Origin of the sequence: Ruegeria sp. Ofav3-42, assembly GCF_022347725.1 — a bacterium.
In the GTDB taxonomy this organism is placed as follows: domain Bacteria; phylum Pseudomonadota; class Alphaproteobacteria; order Rhodobacterales; family Rhodobacteraceae; genus Ruegeria.
In genome coordinates this window covers 273,604-291,832 of sequence record NZ_JAKRGB010000002.1, presented here as the reverse complement: position 1 = coordinate 291,832, position 18,229 = coordinate 273,604, and the positions used below count along the sequence as shown (strand labels likewise).

The following is an 18,229-nucleotide window of genomic DNA, read 5'->3' as shown; positions in this document are numbered from 1 at the left end:
TAGCCGATAGCGGCAATCGGCGAACGATCACTTCGTTCGCAACTCGAGAGCTGAAAAGTCTAGTTGTGAATGCCGGCTTTGGGCTGATTAGATTCGTTTGCATTCAATATGCATCCATACGACGCTCTTGATTTGTGGAGACTTGTTGCACCAATCGCCAGATGCGTTCCGGGGTAATCGGAATATCAAGGTTAGCGACTCCGCGTGTGCACAGAGCGTCAGCTACAGCGTTGGCGACAGCGGAAATTGAGCCGACGGTTCCAGCTTCACCGCAGCCTTTAACACCCATTTCATTCGCCGTAGAAGGAACTGGTTCGTTGACATAGTCGATATGTGGAAAGTCCAACGCTCTTGGCAGTACGTAGTCCATGAAACTCGCTGACAGCAATTGACCGTTGTCATCGAAAACGGTGCGTTCCAGTAATGCCTGGCCAATACCCTGCGCGCAGCCTCCATGCACCTGGCCTTCAACCAGCATGGGGTTTATCAGGTTACCGAAATCGCTGACCACCGTGTATTTCTCAAGAGTCACCACTCCGGTTTCAGGGTCCAGTTCAACCTCTGCAATATGTGCGCCATTTGGAAAGGCCCAGGTATCGATTTTGCCGACCCCTTCAATATCCAAAAGGTCAGCCCTTCCAGCTGCGCGTACCATATCGGCGGCTTCCAGCATAGAGGGTGCCAGGTTTGACCCCGGAGCGCGAAAGGTTTCTCCGTCAAACTCAACCAGATCAGGAACAACCTGCATGTGTTCAGCAACAAAAGGTCTGATTATCTCAACAGCGTTCGAGACAGTTACCAATGTTGCGTTGCCGGTGGTCGTAAGCGAGCTCGACCCGCCAGTGCCGACTCCAATTCCCGTTTTGTCGCTGTCCCCCTGAATGACGGCAATATTTTCTTCAGGGATTCCGGATTGTTCAGAAAGAAAGGCAGCAAACACACTTTCGTGCCCCTGCCCCGAGGACTGCGATGGAACGGTTAGAATGGCTGCTCCATCGCCGGGAAATTCCAAACGCGCGCTGACCTTGGAATTGCCTATCGCATTCATAACGTAGTAGCTCAACCCGATCCCGCGCAATCTGCCGCGGGCTTCGCTTCCGGCTCTCCGCTCAGCAAACCCTGATCTGTCAGCCACATGCTCAGCCCGGTCCAGAACGCGGTCGTAGTTTGCCGGATCATATTGCTCACCCGTCGCGTTGATGAAAGGAAACTGCTCGGGCTGGATAAAATTGCGTCGTCGCAAATCCCACGGATCGACACCAAGTTCGCGTGCCGCGTAGTCCATCATGCGTTCCAGAACATAACTGGCTTCGGCCCGCCCGGCACCGCGATAGGCGTCGGTCTGCGCGGTATTGGTGAAAATGCCTTTCACGTTCAAGAAACAATTCTGCACCTGATATGCACCGGACAGAACCATCGCAAAATAGTCGGTTTGGATAAGTTGCCCAAGGTCGCTGTTGTAGGCCCCCAGATTGCATCTTGTTTCGACACGATATCCGATAAGACGATAGTCGCTATCAAATGCCATTTCGGCTTCGTTATCCAGGTCACGGGCAGCGGCGTCAGTCAGCATTGCTTCCGTTCGGTCGGACATCCAGCGAACTGGTTGGTCCAAAACCCGCGCTGCATGCGTGACCAAAATGGGTTCAGGATATGACATGGCTTTCATACCGAAACCGCCCCCGACATCAGGCGTTGTCACTCGGATATCCTCGGATGCCACACCGAGAATTCGGTTGATTTCGTCTTTGGTGCTCTGGACACCCTGACTGTTCAAGGCAAGATGAATTCGACCGTCCACCGGTTCAGCGAAACACCCGCGCGCCTCAATTGAGTTCACTATTATTCGGTTGTTGTGGATGGTTCTGGAAACCCTATGTGCAGCCTTTGAAAAAGCTGACTTGCAGGCTGCCTCATCGCCCGTGGACCACGTAAACGCGCAATTGTTTGGCGCTTCAATGTGTAAAGGCACTCCACCTTCTGAAACGCGCATGTGCGCGGGTAATTCATCGTAGTCGAATTCAATCAACTCGCAGGCGTCTAGCGCTAATTGCGGCGTCGCTGCCACCACTATTGCAATAGGTTCACCGACAAAACGCACTTTTTCTTCGGCGAGCAATGGCCGCCTGGGCGCGGCGCCAATACTGCCGTCCGAGCTTTCCACAACTTCGAAAGGCAATCCTTCTGCAATACCTGATGCACGTAAGTCATCAGCGCTTAGCACCAATTGCACGCCTTCCATCTGGCGCGCGTTGAAAACGTTCAACTTGGTAATTTTTGCATGCGCTATGGGCGATCTAAAAAAATGCGCAAAAAGCGCACCTGCTGGCGCGATATTATCGACAAAAGTCCCTTCTCCGCGCAGCAATCTGACATCTTCGCGTCGTGACCATGGATTGTGGGCTCCGAGTTTCTGCATTGAAATCTCCAGCCAAATGCGAGAATCTTACGATGAAATCAATTTCTCCAGCATGCATGTATAGCCGACCCGAACAAGTTATTCCGGAGTTTCGTCTATGTCTGAAAAAAAGGGTAATAAGTTTACCCAGGCCAGCTTTGTTTTTTGAGCTTGGGTGGACCATCAAAAACTTTGCGCTTTTTTGCATCTGGCGGTGTTGGTCCAGCTTTTGACTCGCCCGCGGCGACCCAGCGCGATGAAAGCTGCGGATCATTCTCCGTCCTGATCCTTGGCAAATCGTCATGAATATCGACCCAGGGTATCTGGCTCTCAACACCGAAATGCAGTTCAGGAGGGAAGTCGGCTGGGTTATCGAAAGTTCCAACCCTGATCGAAAAGTACCCAAGCTCTTTTACGTCTGTATAAATGCTTGAGCCGCAGGTTTTACAGAATGCCCGCTCGGAAAGCTGCGAGGACGCATAAAGCCCGGGTGGATCGCCTTCAAACGTTACATTTTGCTTCTCGAAAATCGCCCAGGCGTTCAATGGCGCTCCAAGTGCGAGTTGACAGTGCCGACAATGGCAAAACCCAACTGTTACCGGTTGTGACCAAACCTTGTATTTTATTTTGCCGCAAAGGCATCCGCCCGCGGCCACCGGCTTGCGTGTAGTCGCTGAAAAGAACGGCCAGCCAGATGGTCTTTCGTATTCGCCTGTTGCTTTGGCACCAGTAGAGAATACTCGCACTGGTTCAGCCATATTTTTAAGCCTACGGTGTCCGAGATCATGGAATATCTGTTCGACCTTACCTTTGATCTGCTCATGCACCGCTGCGGAAATGCAAATTTCACCTGGCTTAGATATCTCCTGCAATCGGGCCGCCTGATTGACCCCATCGCCAAAGATATCGTCACCGATGATCGTAATGTCCCCGATATTGACGCCCATTCTGAATTCTATCCGATGGGCAGTCTCCACATTGGTCTCCCACCCTTTCAGGGCGCACTGGATTTCCAGCATGCAGGTGACAGCATCCAGAGCCGACGCAAACTCCACTAGAACGCCGTCGCCCATAAACTTAACGACACGTCCATTTCGAGAATCTACGCGCGGCGAGAAGACATTGTCGAAACATTCAGAGAGGCGGGAGATTGTCCCGGCTTCATCCAATTCCATCAGATGCGAGTAGCCAGCCACGTCTGCTGAAACGATGGCAGCGAGTTTTCGAAGCATGGGTTGTGGCATAGCAACATAATACTCGAACAACTCCATCAGAAATAGCTGTAATCCGGCGGCGGCGAGCCCTCGTCCTCTTCAGGTTAGATGTTCAACAACCGCTGTGTCCGCTTCTCGGGATCCGCAAAGCTCGCTGGTGAATGTCCGCATAGAGCTGGCGTTTCAGGGGCGCGTGCCGATGAAGCTGTTCTTCGATCTGAAGGGCTTTGACGTCAGCGTCTACGTCATCGAGCGCTTGCGGATCCGGCGGCAGAAAACCACGCCCAAGGGTCGACTGGTTCGGGTCGAGATCGAGGTTGAGCTGATCGAGAGCGCCAGCCCGCTGGGCAGCCTGCGCGATGCGGCGGCCGGTGTTGTGCGCGCTGCCGTCAACCCCGCCCTCCGGAGGCTGAGATGAGCCAGACCTACCTTGAACACACCACCCGGCCGGGCGAGCGCTGGGATCTGATCGCGCACCGCTATTACGGTGACGCCAAGCTGTTGCATCACATCCTGTTGGCCAATCCCGAGTTGGTCGGTGACACCAGCAACCCGGTGCCGCTGACCCTCGAGCCGGGCACGGTGCTGAAGATCCCCGTGCTGGAGCAGAGCGAGATCGAAGCGGTGCAGTTGCCACCATGGAAACAGGCCACACCATGATCGGCCCGCAGCAACCCGTCGTGGACATCACCGTTGCCGGTACACCCTCGGGGCTGTTTCTGGGCAAGGATCTGCGCCGGTTCACCTATCGCGACGTGCATCACGGTGAAGTGGACGATATCAGTTTCAAGCTGGCCGACGGGCGCGGGCTGTGGCGCAGTAGCTGGGGCATCGATGAGGGCACCGAGGTCTCGGCCGTCATGGGCTATACGGGCCTGCGCGGGATCCGCGTGCCCTGCGGGTTGTTCGCCGTGGACGAGACCGAAGCTGAAGGCGATGCCGGTGGCGACATTGCCACGTTCAAGGCGCTGTCGGCCTTCACCTCGAAAGAGCTGCGCACAGAACGCTCGGCCGCGTATGATCAGAAATCACTTTCGGACATCGTGAACGAGGTGGCGGGGCGGCATCAGCTGAAGGTGGTGGGCGAAATCCCCGATCTGTCCTTTGAGCGCATCAGTCAGAACAAGCAGGGCGATCTGGCGTTTCTGACCCGGCTGGCCGAGGACTGGGGCTGCTATTTTACCGTCAAGGGAGACCAGCTGGTCTTTACCGCCCGTGAGGCCATCGAGCGCGCAGCGCCTGTCCGAACCTTTGACCTGGTCAACGGTGATCCCGTGACCCGGTACCAGTTCCGGAAATCCACCCACAAGCTCTATGCGAAGGCGCAGGCGCGCTATCTGCACCCGGTTCGCAAAACCGTCTTGACGGCCGAGGCCGAGGATCCGCGCGTGCCGTCCGGTGACACGCTGAAACTGGATGATCGTGTCGAGACACAAACCCATGCCGAGCGGATGTGTGTCGCCCGCCTGGCACGTGAGAATGACGCGTTGGCCACTGGCCGCATTACAACCGTTGGTGATCCTTTACTGCTGGCCGGTCAGGTTGTGGCGCTGGGGCCGAGCTATGGGCGCTATGCCGGGCGCTGGCTGATCACCATGGCGCGGCACAGGTTCAGTTCGGACGGGTACACGACCAACATTGATCTCAAGCTGGTGGAGTGAGTTCCATGCAATCCGATCAGATGAAGCGCGGCATCGTCGTCGAAGGGCGCGGATCGCAAGTGAAAGTTCGGTTTGAAGACAATGACCAGGTTATCTCCGGCTGGCTCGATGTCGCGCAGCGCAGTACTGCTGGAATGAAGGTGTTCACGCGCCCAAAACCCGGCAGTCAGGTTGCGTGCCTGCTCGATGCCAATCGTGAATCGGGCGTTGTCCTGGGCGCGCTCTATTCCGATGCGGATCCCGCCCCGGCCGGAGGCGATGGGACGGCGCATTTCGAGATGCCGGACGGCTCAACCGTGATCTGGGAAGGTGGAACGTTCTCGATCAACCACGCCAGCGGGATCGTCTTGTCGATCTCTGGTGGCAAGCTGGTTGTGCAGGGTGATCTTGAGGTGACGGGTGATTTGACGGTGACCGGCCAGACCGACCTGAAGGCGACCAAGATCAACGGTATCACGCAGGTCGGAGATTGACGTATAAGTGAGTTATCCTATTTTTCGCCGGTATAGAGCTGCTAACTCCCAGATCGTTCAACTAGATAGTAATTGGTGATATTGGACTTGCCAGTGAGTGCTTTCTCGATGCGGACCAATTGGGGGTCCTTTTTTAGCCATTTATACGACTGTCCTCCATACTCACCCATAATCAGCGTTGAATAGCCAACTTTTCTTTTGCCATCGCGACTTTCGAAAACACGCAGGCTAAAAAGGAGATAAATGACCAAAAACGATGCCAAGATAACGAATACATAAAAAAGCACTCCAGGGCTGCTATTGCTTGGTACGGTCAAGTACTCCGTGGCTTTGAAGACGATGCCCATCACAAGCGTTGAAGGGAACATAATGGCTGCTTTTAGATCAATGCGTCTAGTCCGCTTCGGTTCAACAACCCTTCCCAATTTGGCCTCGGAAAGCACTGCAGCGGTTCGGTTCGAAATCAAACTACTTTCTTGAATGTCAGATACTATCTGATCATCGAACCGAGGTAGGCTGCTTACAAGGGTGTATTCCTGACGTTTGATTTCGTTCAATGCCTTGCTCCACGCTTTAGCTAGAGCCGGTTCGGTTACAGTGTTGATATCCTTGGCGCCATCAATCCAATCTACTAGTGCGCCCACTTGAGTTGGAGTGACCGTTGTCGATGGAGCTTCAAGAAGTTTTGGCTGTTCGCTAAGTGCCGAAATCTCCTCGAGGTTTCTCAATTGCTTACCGTTTAAACGCGCTTTCACACGGCGAGCTAACTCTTCACCCAGAATTTCAGCTGTTGGGCCTAAAAGTTTGTCCCACACGCCGCTTTTCGCGACCTTTCCCACGGTGTCAGACACCGTGGCAATTGGATCAGTTGCGTCGTCGGAGCTAGGGTTTTCGTTGTCTTCGGTCATAAAAATCATCGCAGCCAATGGATATTTGATGCCATACCAGTAATTTAGAGTGTGTCACAGATACAAAAAAGGCCTGTCTTTCGATCACTTTCGTAGCGATAATCTGTATCTTGACCTGTCGCATATTCCTGTGAAAGCTGCGTACCACTTCCATTACTTGGATTGTTGACCTTCCCCTGAACTGAGTTCAGGTATCCGCTACCCCCTCAGATCCGGCATCACCTGTTCATGCTGGATCGGAACACCATCACAAACGTACATTGGCAAATGAAACGCACGGCCGAGGGGCCTGCGTGGGGCGAGATTGCGCCTGATCTTGAGGATCTGGCACAGGAAATCCGCCAGTGCATCCTGACGCCCAAAGGCTCGGTGCCGCTGAACCCCGAAAAGGGCTGTGATCTGGACCAGTTCCGGGATCGGCCGATGAACGTGCGCAGCCTGTTTGTCGTGGCCGAGGTACGCGAAGCGCTGAAGCTCTGGGTGCCCCGCGTGAAGGTGCACGAGATCACTTATCAGACCACCTTTGAGACCATTTCGCTGAATGTGACGTGGTCGCCGGTCGAGGCTGTTGGGGACGATTTCCAGACCACGGAGGTGGCCTATGCCTTCTGATGCACCAATCACCGTCCTGAACAAGGCGGGCGCGCCCGGTTTCGTCACCGTCGAAGCGCAAAAACTGCTGGATCAGGCCAAGGCGAAATTCGAAGCCGACACCGGCCGCACCCTGTCCGAGATGCAGGTCGAGATGCACCTGCTGGAGACCATCGCCTACATGCTGGCCCTGCGTGGCGCTGAAGAACAACTGGCGCTGCAGAACTGTTTCATCGCATGGGCGCAGGGCGATTGGCTGGACCGGCATGGCGCGGATCGCAACACACCGCGCCTGACGGCGACGGCCGCCACCACCAACCTGCGGTTCTCGACGGCACAGCCCGCTGTTGCCCGCATTCAGATCCCGGCCGGAACGCGGGTTGGTGACGCCGGTGGGCAGGTCCAGTTCGCCACCAGCCAGCCCGTGGCGCTGGATGTCGGGCAATCCAGTATCGATGTGCCTGCCACGGCCAAAAAGGTCGGGATCGGCGCGAATGGGCAGCCTGTTGGCGCGCTCACCGTGCTGGTGGACCCGGTGCCGGGCATCAGCGCCGTGACCAACCTGACTGAAACCGGCGGCGGCTCCGAGCGTGAACCTGATGACCGCTACCGCGAGCGTCTGGCGCTGGCCTTCGAGCGGATCGGGGGCGGTCTGAACCGGGAACGGTACCGTGCCGATGTGCTGGGCTGGAACGCCCGCTGCATCGATGTCCACATTACCCGGCCGCAGCCGGGTTACGTCGATATCTATCCGCTGATGGATACCGGCGCGCCAAACGCGCAGGAGATCACCTCCCTTCTGGGCGTGTTCAATGACAGCAACACGCATCAGGGGGATTTCATTCAGGTCAAAGCCCCTGCGCCCGACGCGTTCACCGCAAATCTGACGCTGGTCCTGTCCACCCCAACAGCAGAAGCCCCCGCAACGGCCGCTGTCCAGAACGTGCTGGATGAATGGACCCGCAGTCTGGGCGGCTACATCGCGCCCTCCGCTCTGATCGACGCCGCGCGTGATGTGACAGGCGTGGTGGATGCCTCTGTGCCTGGTCTCGCCTTCAAAGAGGTGGCAGCGTCGTCCTGGCGCAAATGCACGACACTGAACGTCACGGTGGAGGCAGTGTGATGGCGGGCTATTGGGAGAACGATCAACTCGACCGCATCACGCCGCCACAGGTGAAGGATGCGCGCGGCACAGCTTATCTGCGGGCGTTAAACGAGATCATCCGTGACCAGCCGATTACCGCTTTTCAGGTCAAGGAGGCCGAGACCTGCCCGGCCGAGGCGCTGCCCGCGCTGATCGCGGAATACTCGATGCAGGAGTTCATCGACCCCGAGCTGCCCGAAGCCATCCAGCGGCGCATCCTGAAGAACGCGTGGGAGCTGCAATCGCTGGAAGGATACGATGCAGGCGTCAAGCTCGGCCTCAGCCTGATGGGCATGACGGCAGACATCGAGCAATGGTACCGGCAGACACCTTTAGGGGCAGCAAACACGCACCGGCTGACAATCATGGTCGATGACGTGCTCTATCCCGATGACGACGACGGTTACTTCTCGCCACGCCAGACCCGTGCCACGCTGAAAATGATCGAGGCGACCAAGCGGCAGTCGCAAGACACGGATCTGCGCATCGGCGTTGTCGGCCGCAGCAGATCCTATGCAGGCGCGTTTCCCCTGACCCACACCACGGCAATTGCAGACGCGGTCATCGATCCGCCGCCTGTACTGGGCGCAGCGGCGTCCATGGCCGTTGTCCCGACCACCCGTATCACATCCATTGTGACAACCGCGTAAGGAGCGCGCATGGCACATAAGGCACTCATCACCAATATCGGCCGCAACAAGGAAGCGGCCGCGCTTGCGCAACAAGAGGCGCTGGAGATCACACATATCGCATGGGGCGACGGGGACCGCGTTCCGGGCGGCGGTGAAACCGCCCTGCTGAACGAGCAGGGCCGCAAACCCGTACAGGCCAGTGGAACCGTGGATGGTGCCCTGAACACAGCCTTTTTCGAGATTCTGCTGGAGACAACCGAAGGTCCCTTCATCATCCGCGAGGCGGGCCTGTTCGACAAAGACGGCGATCTGATTGCCATCGCCCGCTACGACCCGCCAGTGAACCAGGTCAAGGACGCGACCTCTTCGCTGATCCGCATCCATGTGCTGTTTTCCGATCTGCAGAACCTCGTCCTGCAGGTGCAGGGCACAGATGCTTACGTGCCGAACGAGAGAAAGATCATCGCGGGCACGGGCCTTCAAGGCGGTGGTGATTTGGGCCAGGATCGGACCTTGGCTGTAGCATTTGCCACCGAGGCCGAAGCGCAAGCGGGTGCAAAGCCAGACAAAGTCATCTCGCCTTTGACGCTGGCCAAAGCCAGACAGTCCTTGATTCAGGCCGTGTATCCCATCGGAAAGCGCCTGACGACTTACCACGATCTGCCCGACGTGCCTGCCGAGGTGATCGCACTTGAACTGGACCGTTCTGCTGTTTCGCGCGCCTCTTATCCTGACCTGTGGGCGAAGGTTCAGGCATCAGGCCGCTATGACGCCACAGGCGCGTCAACCGCTGCTTACGGTCCCGGCGATGGTGCAACCACCTTCGATCTGATCGACGCAAGGGCGACAGTTGACCGGGTGCTGGACGGTGGGCGCGGCATCGATGTCGGCCGGTCACTGACCGAAGAACAGGGCGACGCGATCCGAAACATCGTTGGTCATATAGGGACTGACAACGGTTGGATGTTTCGTGGGTCTGACACCACCGGCCCATTCTGGTTCGATCCGGCATCTGGCACACCCACCGCTTTGGAAAATTCAACGCAAGCTGGTGGTCCCACGTATGGTTGGGTCGATTTTGATGCATCACGCGTGGTTCCAACGGCCTCAGAAAACCGCATGCGCAACATTGCCGTGAAGCGCTTCATCGTGGCCGACTACAACTTCGGAGCCTGATCATGACATCGATTTATCACTACGACGCCAAGACGAGCGAGTTTTTGTCGGAGGGCACCGCGAGGCCCGATCCGAAGGACGGAACGCCGCTTGTTCCGGGCAATGCCACGCTGACCAAACCGCCCGCCAAGCTGGAAGGCAAGGCGCGCGTGTTCAAAGACGGCGCGTGGAAACTCGTCGACGATCTTCGGAATACGACCTACTGGACCGCAGATGGTGCAGAGCATGTGGTCAAAGACCTTGGCCCGCTGCCTGACGAAGCGCTGACCGAGAAGCCGGTTCTGCCGCTCTACCCGGATCGGTCATCGGCGCGCCTGGCAATGGTCTCGTGGATCGACGGCTTTCTTGAGAAGATCAGCGGTCGAGTCCCGCAATATGAACGTGCCAGTTGGCCTGCCAAGGCGGAAGCCGCACGCGCGGTCAAGGCCGGAACTGCGCGCCCGGACCAGTCCGCCATGATCAAGGGTGAAGCGGACGTACAGGACAAGACCGCGACGGAGGTTGCAGACAAGATCATCGCCAGAGCCACTCAGTTTGAAGCCATCATTGCGAGGGCAACGGGCTTGCGGGTCAAACTGGACGACAGGCTGGAAGCTGAAACCGATCCGTTCAAATGGGAAGAAATCCTGAAGGGCGGGATCGCGGAAGCCAAGGCTCTTGCCATCTCTCTTGGCGTGCAGGTGGACTGATGCTGCGCCCGTCGTTTCATGATCTGACCCCGGATCAGCAGGCAAAGTTCGGCAACGGACTGGGGCCGTTCTGGCTGCCCGACGCGGTGCGTCGCTTCATTACAGAAACCGCCAGCTGGTTCTTCCAGGACGCCAGCTGGCGGCACCATGACTTCGGCTACGCGGTCGGTGGTGACCGCTGGGACCGAGCCCGATGCGACTGGAAGTTCCTGAAGGCGATGCTGAAGGACGCCGTTACGCAAGATCAGGATCTTGGTTGGCCAGCCAAAGCCACCACCGCCATTTTGGTCAGCTTCATCTTCTATCTCGCAGTGCGCGTTGGTGGCCAGTTCGGCTCCTTCGAATACCGGGACTATTACGCAACCCTTCAGGGGGTTTTGGACACCTACCGTTAAGCGGAGGCATGGGCGGCGGCAACCGCCCAATACCACGGGGAAGCCAGCCAAGACCCCCCGCCGACCTGACGCAAATCAAGGCCGTCCGCACTCATGATCATGAGATGGCCGCATAAGAGAACGATTCGAGAACAAATGTCAAAGCATGACATCGAGCAGACCAAACCAATCGCACCATGGCTGGGTGGTAAACGCAATTTGGCCAAGCGCATCTGCGCCATCATCGACGCAGACCCACACCTGACCTACGCCGAGCCATTCGTGGGCATGGGCGGTATCTTCCTGCGCCGCCGCAAACAGGCCCGGGCCGAGTTCATCAACGACGCCCAGCAGGACGTCTACAACCTGTTCCGTGTCCTTCAGGAGCACTACGTGGCCTTTCTGGACCTGATGCGGTTCCAACTGACAACGCAGGCCAACTTCAACCGGCTGGTTGATACCGACCCATCCACGCTGACCGATATGCAGCGCGCAGCGCGCTTCCTGTACCTGCAGCGCACCGCCTTTGGCGGCAAGATTTCGGGACGGAATTTCGGCCTCTCAGTTGACCGTCCCGCCCGGTTCAATCTGACGACGCTGGAATCGGATCTGGAAGCGCTGCACACGCGCCTGTCCGGCGTTACAGTAACCTGTCTGGATTATGCGGAATTCATCCGGCGCGTTGAGCGGCCGAGTGCATTCTTCTACCTCGATCCACCCTATTGGGGCTGTGAGAACGATTACGGGAAGAACCTGTTTGAGCGGGCCGATTTTGAGCGAATGGCCGTACATCTAAAGGATATCCGGGGTCAGTTCCTCATGTCGATCAACGATGTGCCCGAGATCCGCGAAATCTTCTCGGCGTTCCGGATCACGCCTATCGAGACCACCTACTCCATCGGCAAAACCAATGACACCCGAGGCGCACGCGCCGAGCTGCTGATCAGCAATTTCTGGTGGGGTGAATGATGCGTGATCGCCGCCTACGGGAACCGTTAAAAGTGAAGGAAAAAAGCAATGGCCAGCACCGTTATTAACGCTTTGGACAACTGGGACGCCAGCGCCCGTTACACGGCGAACGGCGACACCGATATCCTGCTGTCTTACCCAAAAGACAGCCACCGCAGCAAACTGGCGCGCTACGTCACGACAATGTCGGATGACCTGCCGACAATCGCTGTCGAGAACGGGCATCCTCTGTTGCCGCTGGACAGCAAGCCGATGCAGCTGAAGGACGGCGAGCGCCTCTGGATGGTCGGCCCGGCAACATTGGTTGTTGAGGAGTGACCGGCATGGGTGTCGGGCGTTTTGGCGCAGGCCGATTTGCTTCCGGTCGCTTTGGGCGTGGCGGTGGGTTATTTACAGACGCACTGAACCCGCTCTTTTTGGCCGAGCTGTCGAATGACGGAACTCTGTTTCAGGATGCGGCGGGCAGTATCCCGGCAACGGCACCGGGTCATCCTGTGGCGCAGGTAACTGACAAGAGCGGCAACGGACACCATGCGCTACAGCCGGTGAACGACGATTACCGACCCACGCTGGCGCGGCATCCTGCAAGTGGGTTGCGGCAGAATCTGAATGGCACGTCTGATTTTTCCGCGTTCAACTTCGGCGGATCGGGATCAGGAAGCAACACGCTTGAGGTTGATGCCGCCATAGCACCAGATGGTAGTCAGACGGCGGCACGCGTCACGTTCAGCGCTCACAATCAAGTGTTTACGCAGACTTTGAACCTTCCCTCGGGTGACTACACAGGAAGCCTCTGGGTCAAAGGGGTAGCTGGCGAGACGATCCGCTGCCGCCTAAGTGGCGGGGGTGAGTTTACCCACGCGTTCGATGGCGGCTGGGAGCAAATCAGCGGCTCGATCTCGGGTGCCATGCCTACGTCGTTCAACATCAGCACATGGGCGGGTTCAACGGCTCGGGTGATAGAGGTCTGGCATCCACAGCATGAAGCCGGAACTGCGATAACACCCTATCAAAAGCGCGTTGATCGGTACGACGTTACGGAAACCGGTCAGCGCGATATTTGGTATCTGTCGGACGATCAGATTGACGATGAACTTACCGTGACCCTGCCAGACCTCGGGTCGGATGCCACAGAATTCTGGGCGGATCAGGATGGCATTACAATTAACGGCGGGCAAACCATTGCGGCGGGCGGCAGGCCGTTACCTGGCAGTGCGCACCTCTATGCCCATGGCATCATAGACCGCGCGTTGACGGGGCCGGAAACCATTCAGTTGCAGCAATACCTTGAAATGAAATCGGGGGCCTCAGCATGAAACGAATAACCGTTGTTGTTGGTGAAGGCTTGATGGCCCCTGCAAATCACGTGCATATGCTGCTGGGCAAGTGCGACCACCTGAACACTTACCACGCGGCGGCGTGGAAAAAGGGTGGTGACCGTTACGCCGTTTCTTCCGGTATGTGGACAGATATGCAGATTGCCGGAGTGGCGAATCCGGCGATCCTGACGCAACTGGTCGCTGAGAGCCGAGTGCCTGACGGTGTCGATCTGGAGCAGGCAGCAACGGCGCAGGCGTCGTTCATCCTGGTCGAGCCCAGTTTTGATGGTGAAGGCAATCCGTTGCCGTTGCCTGCACCCGTGCCAGACAAGATCACGGCTTACGTCAGTGACGACGCGGTATCGTTGCTAGCGGTATTGGGGGTGATTGCAGCCGAGGTCGTCTGAACCGGCGCGCACGCCGACAATAACGTCGCCGCCGTCTGCCAATAGCCGTGCCGCGCTATACCGCGATACAGATTTTGTCCCGATTGTAGCGTCCCTGTGTCCCGAAGGCCGCGTCCGGCTATATTCGCTGAGATCATAATCGCTCCAAATTCAGCGATGACTAGAGGCATAGCGTCACCTCGTGTGTCACCTTCGAATCCAGCGAATGCGCTTTAACACGCTGATATTTAAGAGATTTCATGAGTTTTGTGGTGCCCCCACACGGACTCGAACCGCGGACCTACTGATTACAAATCAGTTGCTCTACCAGCTGAGCTATAGGGGCGCTGGGTGTCGATTACTGTCTCTTTTACCGGACTGCAAGCCTCAATTTTCATCCTAACTTAGGGATTTTCGAATTTCCTTGTGATGCGATCAGTCACTTGCCACCACGGGGGCGATTTGACTGTCCCAAGCACAGCCTGTAACTCGACAGGCAGGCACAAGAATGCAAGGACAAGAACCGAATATGCAGGTTGCTATCCACGCAGGCGCAGCGTTTACCGACGAAGGGCGGCTGCTGAGTTCGTTGCAGGCCAATGGGGATATGCTTGCACAATACGGTGTCGCGCTTTTTGGCCCTCGCCGATATCGGCAGGTATTCAAACCAGCGTTTGAAGCACTGAATGCCCGGCCGCCAATGCCGGACGAGATCGAACGCATTCGAGGCAATCTGCCGACCGATCCGGAAATGCAGCGCACCATTTTCACAAGCGACGGCTTTGCCGGAGAGAAAGGCACACTGCTTTCGGATGGACAGCTCTATCCCTCCGCAGGAAAACGAATGTCGGTTTTGGAGGAAGCCTTTCGCGACTGTCAGGTCGAGCTGTTTCTGGCGCTCAGGAATCCCGGTAGCTTTATCCCCAAACACCTGATGTCCCTCACCGAAGAGGAACGCAAAAACGCCATCCGCAGCAATGATCTAAGCCACCTCAGTTGGATCGGAATGATTGAAGATATCCGGGACTTCGCTCCGGACGTGCAGATCACGCTATGGGCTAACGAAGACACTCCGTTGATCTGGGGCGATATCCTGCGCAGCATCGGTGGGTTGCCGGACGACGCCCAGATTGTGGATGAGTACGATCTGCTGATATCGCTTTTGACCGATAAGGGAAAAGCGCTGGCCAAGGCAATTCTGGATGCAGGTTCCGATCAACCGAAGGCCGATACAAGAGACGCTCTTGCCGCGGTATTGGACGACCATGCCCAGCCGGAAAAAATAGAAGAAGAGCTGGACTTGCCCGGCTGGAGCGAAGAGATCGTCGACGCGTTCTTCGAGTTATACGAGCAAGACCTGAGCAAGCTGGATTCGATGACCGGGGTAAGGGTACTGAAGCCCTGAATACAACCCCGTTGCAGCTTACATGCCCAATGCTTCTTTATACATTTCAAGCACAGCTTCTTCTTCGGCGATATCGTCCTTGTCGCGCTTGCGCAGCGCAATGACCTTACGCATGACCTTGGTGTCGTAGCCACGCGCCTTGGCTTCGGCCATCACTTCTTTTTGCTGTTCCGCCAGATCCTTTTTTTCGGCGTCCAGGCGTTCGATCCGCTCCACGAACTGGCGCAGCTCGCCCGCTGTCACTCGGTAGTTGGCGGCGGCCTGATCTTCGGTCACATCTTCCATATTCATCTCTCCAAAAGGCTGCGATCTGATGCATTAGCAACGGCAGTTAGCCGGATACATTGCCACCGCGTGGGCTGCAAGCATCCAATCCCGGGCGGGCTTGTGCGCGGACAACCGATCCGCTAAGCGCAACCAAGATTTGCGGGAAGATGTGAGAATCCATGTTCGAATTCATCACCTGGGGCGGCGCCGCCCTGTCGCTTGCCGGCTTGCTGGGCCTGGTCTGGTGTATCCTGCGTGTGATGAAGGCGCGCAAGTCCGGCCTTTCGGATGACGAATTGCGCGCCGTTGTTCAAAGCGTTCTACCGTGGAATCTGGCTTCGCTTTTTCTTTCGGTGATTGGCCTGATGCTGGTTATTCTAGGAATTTCTTTCGGCTGATTCAGGGCCTCAGATCGGCATGTTGTCGAAATGCGCTTCCATGACATCTTCACACAAAGCCGCATCAAGCCGACGCAGGCGCGAAGGCACATGCACACCTTGCTGACGCATGCGAGCAATCACATTGGTCACGCTGGGCTGCAGGGCAAGACGTGTTTCCAGACAGGCATTCTGCAGCTTTTGCTCCAAGTGTTCGGCTTCGGAATACAAATTCATTGTAGACATATTCATCCTCCCAATTGCTGTCAGTGTCACTGATATAGGTAACCGTTTTAAGACCTGCCGATCTTAGCCGGCAAACGCGCGGAAACCCGCCTGCCCGCAACGCCGTTTCGGCAACCTAAAGCAGAATGATTAAATTCTACTCGGATTCAGATTAAGTTGCCTTGACAGGCATCAAATAAAAAATGCCGATTGCGTCACATTCGAAAAATAATATACGAATAAAGACGCGCTGACGGAGGGCCAAATGACACCGATTGTGAAAGCCTTTTTCGACCCCGAGACCTTTACGGTTTCCTACCTCGTTCAAGAACCCGAAGGTACGGCCTGCGCCATCATCGACAGCGTTCTCGATTTCGATCACGCCTCTGGTCGTACGAACACCAGCTCGGCAGATCAGATTGTGGCTTACGTCCGGGACAATGAACTTCGGGTCGAGTGGATTTTGGAAAGCCATGTCCACGCCGACCACCTTTCGGCCGCGCCCTACCTGCAGCAGGAATTGGGCGGGAAAATCGGCATCGGGGACCAGATCGTCTCAATTCAGGAAACCTTCGGCAAGATTTTCAACGAAGGCACCGAGTTCCAGCGCGACGGCAGCCAGTTCGATGCGCTGTTCCGCGACGGCGACAGCTTTCATGTCGGTCAGATGCGCGGCGACGTCTTGCACACGCCCGGCCATACGCCCGCATGTATGACATATGTGATTGGCGATGCGGCTTTCGTCGGCGACACGTTGTTCATGCCCGATTTCGGCACGGCGCGGTGCGACTTCCCGGGCGGGTCGTCAGAGACGCTGTTCGGGTCGATCCAAAAAATACTGTCCTTGCCGGACCAGACCCGGATCTTCGTCGGTCACGACTACAAAGCACCCGGGCGCGACGAATATGCCTGGGAAACGACGGTTGGAGAGCAAAAGGCCCTGAACGTCCATATTGGGCAAGGTCGGACGATCGAAGAATTCGTCGAAATGCGCGATGCGCGGGATGCGACATTGCCGATGCCGCGCCTGATCCTGCCCTCATTGCAGGTCAATATGCGCGCGGGTCAGATGCCTCCGGCGGATGACGAGGGTGACGTGTTCTTAAAAATCCCAATCAACAAGCTGTGACACGCGCCGATCAATCGGACAAAGGATACTCAATGCATACGGAATGGATATGGGGGCTGGTCGGCGGCCTGCTGATCGGGCTTGGTGCCGCAGTCTACCTTTTGGGCAATGGCCGCATCATGGGTGCCAGCGGGATATTGGGGGGGCTGGTTGATGGCAGCGACCGGGCATTTGAGCGGCTTTGCTTCATTGCCGGGGTCATTGGCATGCCTGTCCTACTGCGACCCTTATTCTCATCGGCTTCCGAAACGCATCTGACCAGCAATTTCGTTGTGATCGTCATCGCCGGGTTGTTGGTCGGCGCCGGTACTCGGATTGCCAACGGGTGCACTTCGGGGCACGGGGTGTGCGGAATCTCTCGATTTTCACTCAGAGGCATCGTCGCAACCTTAATCTACATTGGTGCAGGTGGAGTGACCGTTGCGCTGATGCGCCACGTCTGGGGGCTGATCTGATGCGCGGTCTCATTTCTTTGCTTGCCGGATCTCTGTTCGGTGCCGGACTTTTGATTTCGGGCATGACAGACACCACGAAAGTTCAGGGCTGGCTGGACGTATTCGGGAACTGGGATCCTACATTGGCCTTTGTGATGGGTGGAGCGATCCTGCCAATGTTCATCGCGTGGAGGATGACGCCCCACCTTAGTCCGCTGACCGGTGGCCATTTTCCAAAGATGGGTTCGCTCGAGCTGGATCGCCGCCTTGTTGCGGGTTCTGTGATGTTCGGTATGGGCTGGGGCTTGGCAGGGCTCTGCCCTGGCCCCGCGATCGCATCCGTCACCTATGGCGGCTTCGGGGGTGTGGTGTTTCTGGTCGCCATGATTGCAGGAATGTTTGCGGCCCCTGGCCTTGGCGCGCAACTGGACAGGACCGCAAACGCGGCCTAAGCAATT

24 protein-coding genes and 1 tRNA gene are annotated in these 18,229 nt (G+C 56.9%); 19 read left to right on the top strand and 6 right to left on the bottom strand.

Annotation, left to right across the window (positions count from 1 at the left end; all coding sequences use genetic code 11):
• Positions 1-103: 103 nt before the first annotated feature.
• The gene (locus MHN28_RS04225; protein ID WP_239336278.1) at positions 104-2,419 is read right to left on the bottom strand and encodes a xanthine dehydrogenase family protein molybdopterin-binding subunit; all 2,316 of its coding nucleotides are present in this window, start codon (positions 2,417-2,419) and stop codon (positions 104-106) included.
• A gap of 122 nt (positions 2,420-2,541) precedes the next feature.
• Complete coding sequence (locus MHN28_RS04220; protein ID WP_239336276.1) at positions 2,542-3,669, bottom strand: GFA family protein; 1,128 nt, start codon at positions 3,667-3,669, stop codon at positions 2,542-2,544.
• Between the two features lie 67 nt (positions 3,670-3,736).
• On the opposite strand from MHN28_RS04220, the gene MHN28_RS04215 reads away from it, so the two are divergent.
• From MHN28_RS04215 to MHN28_RS04200, 4 genes are read left to right on the top strand one after another with little or no spacing between them, the layout of a single operon-like run.
• Positions 3,737-4,030, top strand: a complete 294-nt coding sequence (locus MHN28_RS04215; RefSeq protein WP_239336269.1) for a hypothetical protein — start codon at positions 3,737-3,739, stop codon at positions 4,028-4,030.
• Positions 4,027-4,272 (top strand): tail protein X, encoded by a 246-nt coding sequence (locus MHN28_RS04210; protein ID WP_239336267.1) that lies wholly within the window; start codon positions 4,027-4,029, stop codon positions 4,270-4,272. Before MHN28_RS04215 ends, MHN28_RS04210 begins: the two co-directional genes overlap by 4 nt.
• Positions 4,251-5,273 (top strand): phage late control D family protein, encoded by a 1,023-nt coding sequence (locus MHN28_RS04205; protein ID WP_239336265.1) that lies wholly within the window; start codon positions 4,251-4,253, stop codon positions 5,271-5,273. The genes MHN28_RS04210 and MHN28_RS04205 overlap by 22 nt, the downstream gene beginning before the upstream one ends.
• Positions 5,274-5,278: 5 nt before the next feature.
• Positions 5,279-5,746 (top strand): phage baseplate assembly protein V, encoded by a 468-nt coding sequence (locus MHN28_RS04200; protein WP_239336263.1) that lies wholly within the window; start codon positions 5,279-5,281, stop codon positions 5,744-5,746.
• Positions 5,747-5,787: 41 nt separating this feature from the next.
• Here the strand turns inward: MHN28_RS04200 and MHN28_RS04195 are convergent, their stop codons facing one another.
• The gene (locus MHN28_RS04195; RefSeq protein ID WP_239336261.1) at positions 5,788-6,654 is read right to left on the bottom strand and encodes a hypothetical protein; all 867 of its coding nucleotides are present in this window, start codon (positions 6,652-6,654) and stop codon (positions 5,788-5,790) included.
• A 267-nt stretch (positions 6,655-6,921) separates the two neighbouring features.
• Here MHN28_RS04195 and MHN28_RS04190 point away from each other — a divergent pair, with 267 nt between their 5' ends.
• From MHN28_RS04190 to MHN28_RS04145, 10 genes are all read left to right on the top strand, one after another.
• A complete protein-coding gene (locus MHN28_RS04190) occupies positions 6,922-7,266 on the top strand; it encodes a GPW/gp25 family protein (protein WP_239336259.1) in 345 nt (114 codons plus the stop codon).
• Positions 7,256-8,368 (top strand): baseplate J/gp47 family protein, encoded by a 1,113-nt coding sequence (locus MHN28_RS04185; RefSeq protein ID WP_239336256.1) that lies wholly within the window; start codon positions 7,256-7,258, stop codon positions 8,366-8,368. The genes MHN28_RS04190 and MHN28_RS04185 overlap by 11 nt, the downstream gene beginning before the upstream one ends.
• Complete coding sequence (locus MHN28_RS04180) at positions 8,368-9,039, top strand: phage tail protein I (RefSeq protein ID WP_239336254.1); 672 nt, start codon at positions 8,368-8,370, stop codon at positions 9,037-9,039. Before MHN28_RS04185 ends, MHN28_RS04180 begins: the two co-directional genes overlap by 1 nt.
• A 9-nt stretch (positions 9,040-9,048) precedes the next feature.
• A complete protein-coding gene (locus MHN28_RS04175; RefSeq protein ID WP_239336251.1) occupies positions 9,049-10,197 on the top strand; it encodes a phage tail protein in 1,149 nt (382 codons plus the stop codon).
• 2 nt (positions 10,198-10,199) lie between these two features.
• The gene (locus tag MHN28_RS04170) at positions 10,200-10,886 is read left to right on the top strand and encodes a hypothetical protein (RefSeq protein ID WP_239336247.1); all 687 of its coding nucleotides are present in this window, start codon (positions 10,200-10,202) and stop codon (positions 10,884-10,886) included.
• Positions 10,886-11,281: a hypothetical protein gene (locus MHN28_RS04165; protein WP_239336244.1), complete on the top strand. Its 396-nt coding sequence runs from the start codon at positions 10,886-10,888 to the stop codon at positions 11,279-11,281. Before MHN28_RS04170 ends, MHN28_RS04165 begins: the two co-directional genes overlap by 1 nt.
• Positions 11,282-11,416: 135 nt before the next feature.
• Entirely contained in the window at positions 11,417-12,229 is an 813-nt protein-coding gene (locus tag MHN28_RS04160) for a DNA adenine methylase (protein ID WP_239336242.1), read from the top strand.
• Between the two features lie 48 nt (positions 12,230-12,277).
• The gene (locus tag MHN28_RS04155) at positions 12,278-12,547 is read left to right on the top strand and encodes a hypothetical protein (protein ID WP_239336240.1); all 270 of its coding nucleotides are present in this window, start codon (positions 12,278-12,280) and stop codon (positions 12,545-12,547) included.
• Between the two features lie 5 nt (positions 12,548-12,552).
• Positions 12,553-13,545 carry a hypothetical protein gene (locus MHN28_RS04150; RefSeq protein WP_239336238.1) on the top strand — a complete coding sequence of 331 codons (993 nt, stop codon included), beginning with the start codon at positions 12,553-12,555 and terminating at the stop codon, positions 13,543-13,545.
• Positions 13,542-13,955 carry a hypothetical protein gene (locus tag MHN28_RS04145; protein WP_239336235.1) on the top strand — a complete coding sequence of 138 codons (414 nt, stop codon included), beginning with the start codon at positions 13,542-13,544 and terminating at the stop codon, positions 13,953-13,955. Before MHN28_RS04150 ends, MHN28_RS04145 begins: the two co-directional genes overlap by 4 nt.
• Before the next feature lie 249 nt (positions 13,956-14,204).
• Here the strand turns inward: MHN28_RS04145 and MHN28_RS04140 are convergent.
• Positions 14,205-14,280 (bottom strand) — tRNA-Thr (locus tag MHN28_RS04140).
• Between the two features lie 162 nt (positions 14,281-14,442).
• Between MHN28_RS04140 and MHN28_RS04135 the strand changes: the two genes are divergently transcribed.
• Positions 14,443-15,339 (top strand): hypothetical protein, encoded by an 897-nt coding sequence (locus MHN28_RS04135; RefSeq protein WP_239336232.1) that lies wholly within the window; start codon positions 14,443-14,445, stop codon positions 15,337-15,339.
• An 18-nt stretch (positions 15,340-15,357) separates the two neighbouring features.
• Here MHN28_RS04135 and MHN28_RS04130 read toward each other — a convergent pair whose 3' ends face one another.
• Complete coding sequence (locus MHN28_RS04130) at positions 15,358-15,624, bottom strand: DUF2312 domain-containing protein (protein WP_058272185.1); 267 nt, start codon at positions 15,622-15,624, stop codon at positions 15,358-15,360.
• A gap of 161 nt (positions 15,625-15,785) precedes the next feature.
• On the opposite strand from MHN28_RS04130, the gene MHN28_RS04125 reads away from it, so the two are divergent.
• Entirely contained in the window at positions 15,786-16,004 is a 219-nt protein-coding gene (locus tag MHN28_RS04125) for a hypothetical protein (protein WP_239336229.1), read from the top strand.
• Positions 16,005-16,013: 9 nt separating this feature from the next.
• On the opposite strand, the gene MHN28_RS04120 is transcribed toward MHN28_RS04125, so the two are convergent.
• A complete protein-coding gene (locus MHN28_RS04120) occupies positions 16,014-16,229 on the bottom strand; it encodes a hypothetical protein (RefSeq protein ID WP_239336222.1) in 216 nt (71 codons plus the stop codon).
• Between the two features lie 244 nt (positions 16,230-16,473).
• Between MHN28_RS04120 and MHN28_RS04115 the strand changes: the two genes are divergently transcribed.
• From MHN28_RS04115 to MHN28_RS04105, 3 genes are read left to right on the top strand one after another with little or no spacing between them, the layout of a single operon-like run.
• A complete protein-coding gene (locus MHN28_RS04115; protein ID WP_239336219.1) occupies positions 16,474-17,337 on the top strand; it encodes an MBL fold metallo-hydrolase in 864 nt (287 codons plus the stop codon).
• A gap of 32 nt (positions 17,338-17,369) precedes the next feature.
• On the top strand, positions 17,370-17,792 hold the full coding sequence (locus tag MHN28_RS04110) for a YeeE/YedE family protein (protein ID WP_239336216.1): 423 nt from the start codon (positions 17,370-17,372) through the stop codon (positions 17,790-17,792).
• A complete protein-coding gene (locus tag MHN28_RS04105) occupies positions 17,792-18,223 on the top strand; it encodes a DUF6691 family protein (RefSeq protein WP_239336213.1) in 432 nt (143 codons plus the stop codon). The genes MHN28_RS04110 and MHN28_RS04105 overlap by 1 nt, the downstream gene beginning before the upstream one ends.
• Positions 18,224-18,229: the final 6 nt, after the last annotated feature.

What these genes read in the sequence shown, in the direction of transcription:
- MHN28_RS04225 (WP_239336278.1), bottom strand. Translation starts at nt 2,419, where the DNA reads ATGCAGAAACTCGGAGCCCACAATCCATGGTCACGACGCGAAGATGTC.
- MHN28_RS04220 (WP_239336276.1), bottom strand. Translation starts at nt 3,669, where the DNA reads ATGGAGTTGTTCGAGTATTATGTTGCTATGCCACAACCCATGCTTCGA.
- MHN28_RS04210 (WP_239336267.1), top strand. Translation starts at nt 4,027, where the DNA reads ATGAGCCAGACCTACCTTGAACACACCACCCGGCCGGGCGAGCGCTGG.
- MHN28_RS04205 (WP_239336265.1), top strand. Translation starts at nt 4,251, where the DNA reads ATGGAAACAGGCCACACCATGATCGGCCCGCAGCAACCCGTCGTGGAC.
- MHN28_RS04200 (WP_239336263.1), top strand. Translation starts at nt 5,279, where the DNA reads ATGCAATCCGATCAGATGAAGCGCGGCATCGTCGTCGAAGGGCGCGGA.
- MHN28_RS04195 (WP_239336261.1), bottom strand. Translation starts at nt 6,654, where the DNA reads ATGACCGAAGACAACGAAAACCCTAGCTCCGACGACGCAACTGATCCA.
- MHN28_RS04190 (WP_239336259.1), top strand. Translation starts at nt 6,922, where the DNA reads ATGAAACGCACGGCCGAGGGGCCTGCGTGGGGCGAGATTGCGCCTGAT.
- MHN28_RS04185 (WP_239336256.1), top strand. Translation starts at nt 7,256, where the DNA reads ATGCCTTCTGATGCACCAATCACCGTCCTGAACAAGGCGGGCGCGCCC.
- MHN28_RS04180 (WP_239336254.1), top strand. Translation starts at nt 8,368, where the DNA reads ATGGCGGGCTATTGGGAGAACGATCAACTCGACCGCATCACGCCGCCA.
- MHN28_RS04175 (WP_239336251.1), top strand. Translation starts at nt 9,049, where the DNA reads ATGGCACATAAGGCACTCATCACCAATATCGGCCGCAACAAGGAAGCG.
- MHN28_RS04170 (WP_239336247.1), top strand. Translation starts at nt 10,200, where the DNA reads ATGACATCGATTTATCACTACGACGCCAAGACGAGCGAGTTTTTGTCG.
- MHN28_RS04165 (WP_239336244.1), top strand. Translation starts at nt 10,886, where the DNA reads ATGCTGCGCCCGTCGTTTCATGATCTGACCCCGGATCAGCAGGCAAAG.
- MHN28_RS04160 (WP_239336242.1), top strand. Translation starts at nt 11,417, where the DNA reads ATGTCAAAGCATGACATCGAGCAGACCAAACCAATCGCACCATGGCTG.
- MHN28_RS04155 (WP_239336240.1), top strand. Translation starts at nt 12,278, where the DNA reads ATGGCCAGCACCGTTATTAACGCTTTGGACAACTGGGACGCCAGCGCC.
- MHN28_RS04150 (WP_239336238.1), top strand. Translation starts at nt 12,553, where the DNA reads ATGGGTGTCGGGCGTTTTGGCGCAGGCCGATTTGCTTCCGGTCGCTTT.
- MHN28_RS04145 (WP_239336235.1), top strand. Translation starts at nt 13,542, where the DNA reads ATGAAACGAATAACCGTTGTTGTTGGTGAAGGCTTGATGGCCCCTGCA.
- MHN28_RS04135 (WP_239336232.1), top strand. Translation starts at nt 14,443, where the DNA reads ATGCAAGGACAAGAACCGAATATGCAGGTTGCTATCCACGCAGGCGCA.
- MHN28_RS04130 (WP_058272185.1), bottom strand. Translation starts at nt 15,624, where the DNA reads ATGGAAGATGTGACCGAAGATCAGGCCGCCGCCAACTACCGAGTGACA.
- MHN28_RS04125 (WP_239336229.1), top strand. Translation starts at nt 15,786, where the DNA reads ATGTTCGAATTCATCACCTGGGGCGGCGCCGCCCTGTCGCTTGCCGGC.
- MHN28_RS04120 (WP_239336222.1), bottom strand. Translation starts at nt 16,229, where the DNA reads ATGTCTACAATGAATTTGTATTCCGAAGCCGAACACTTGGAGCAAAAG.
- MHN28_RS04115 (WP_239336219.1), top strand. Translation starts at nt 16,474, where the DNA reads ATGACACCGATTGTGAAAGCCTTTTTCGACCCCGAGACCTTTACGGTT.
- MHN28_RS04110 (WP_239336216.1), top strand. Translation starts at nt 17,370, where the DNA reads ATGCATACGGAATGGATATGGGGGCTGGTCGGCGGCCTGCTGATCGGG.
- MHN28_RS04105 (WP_239336213.1), top strand. Translation starts at nt 17,792, where the DNA reads ATGCGCGGTCTCATTTCTTTGCTTGCCGGATCTCTGTTCGGTGCCGGA.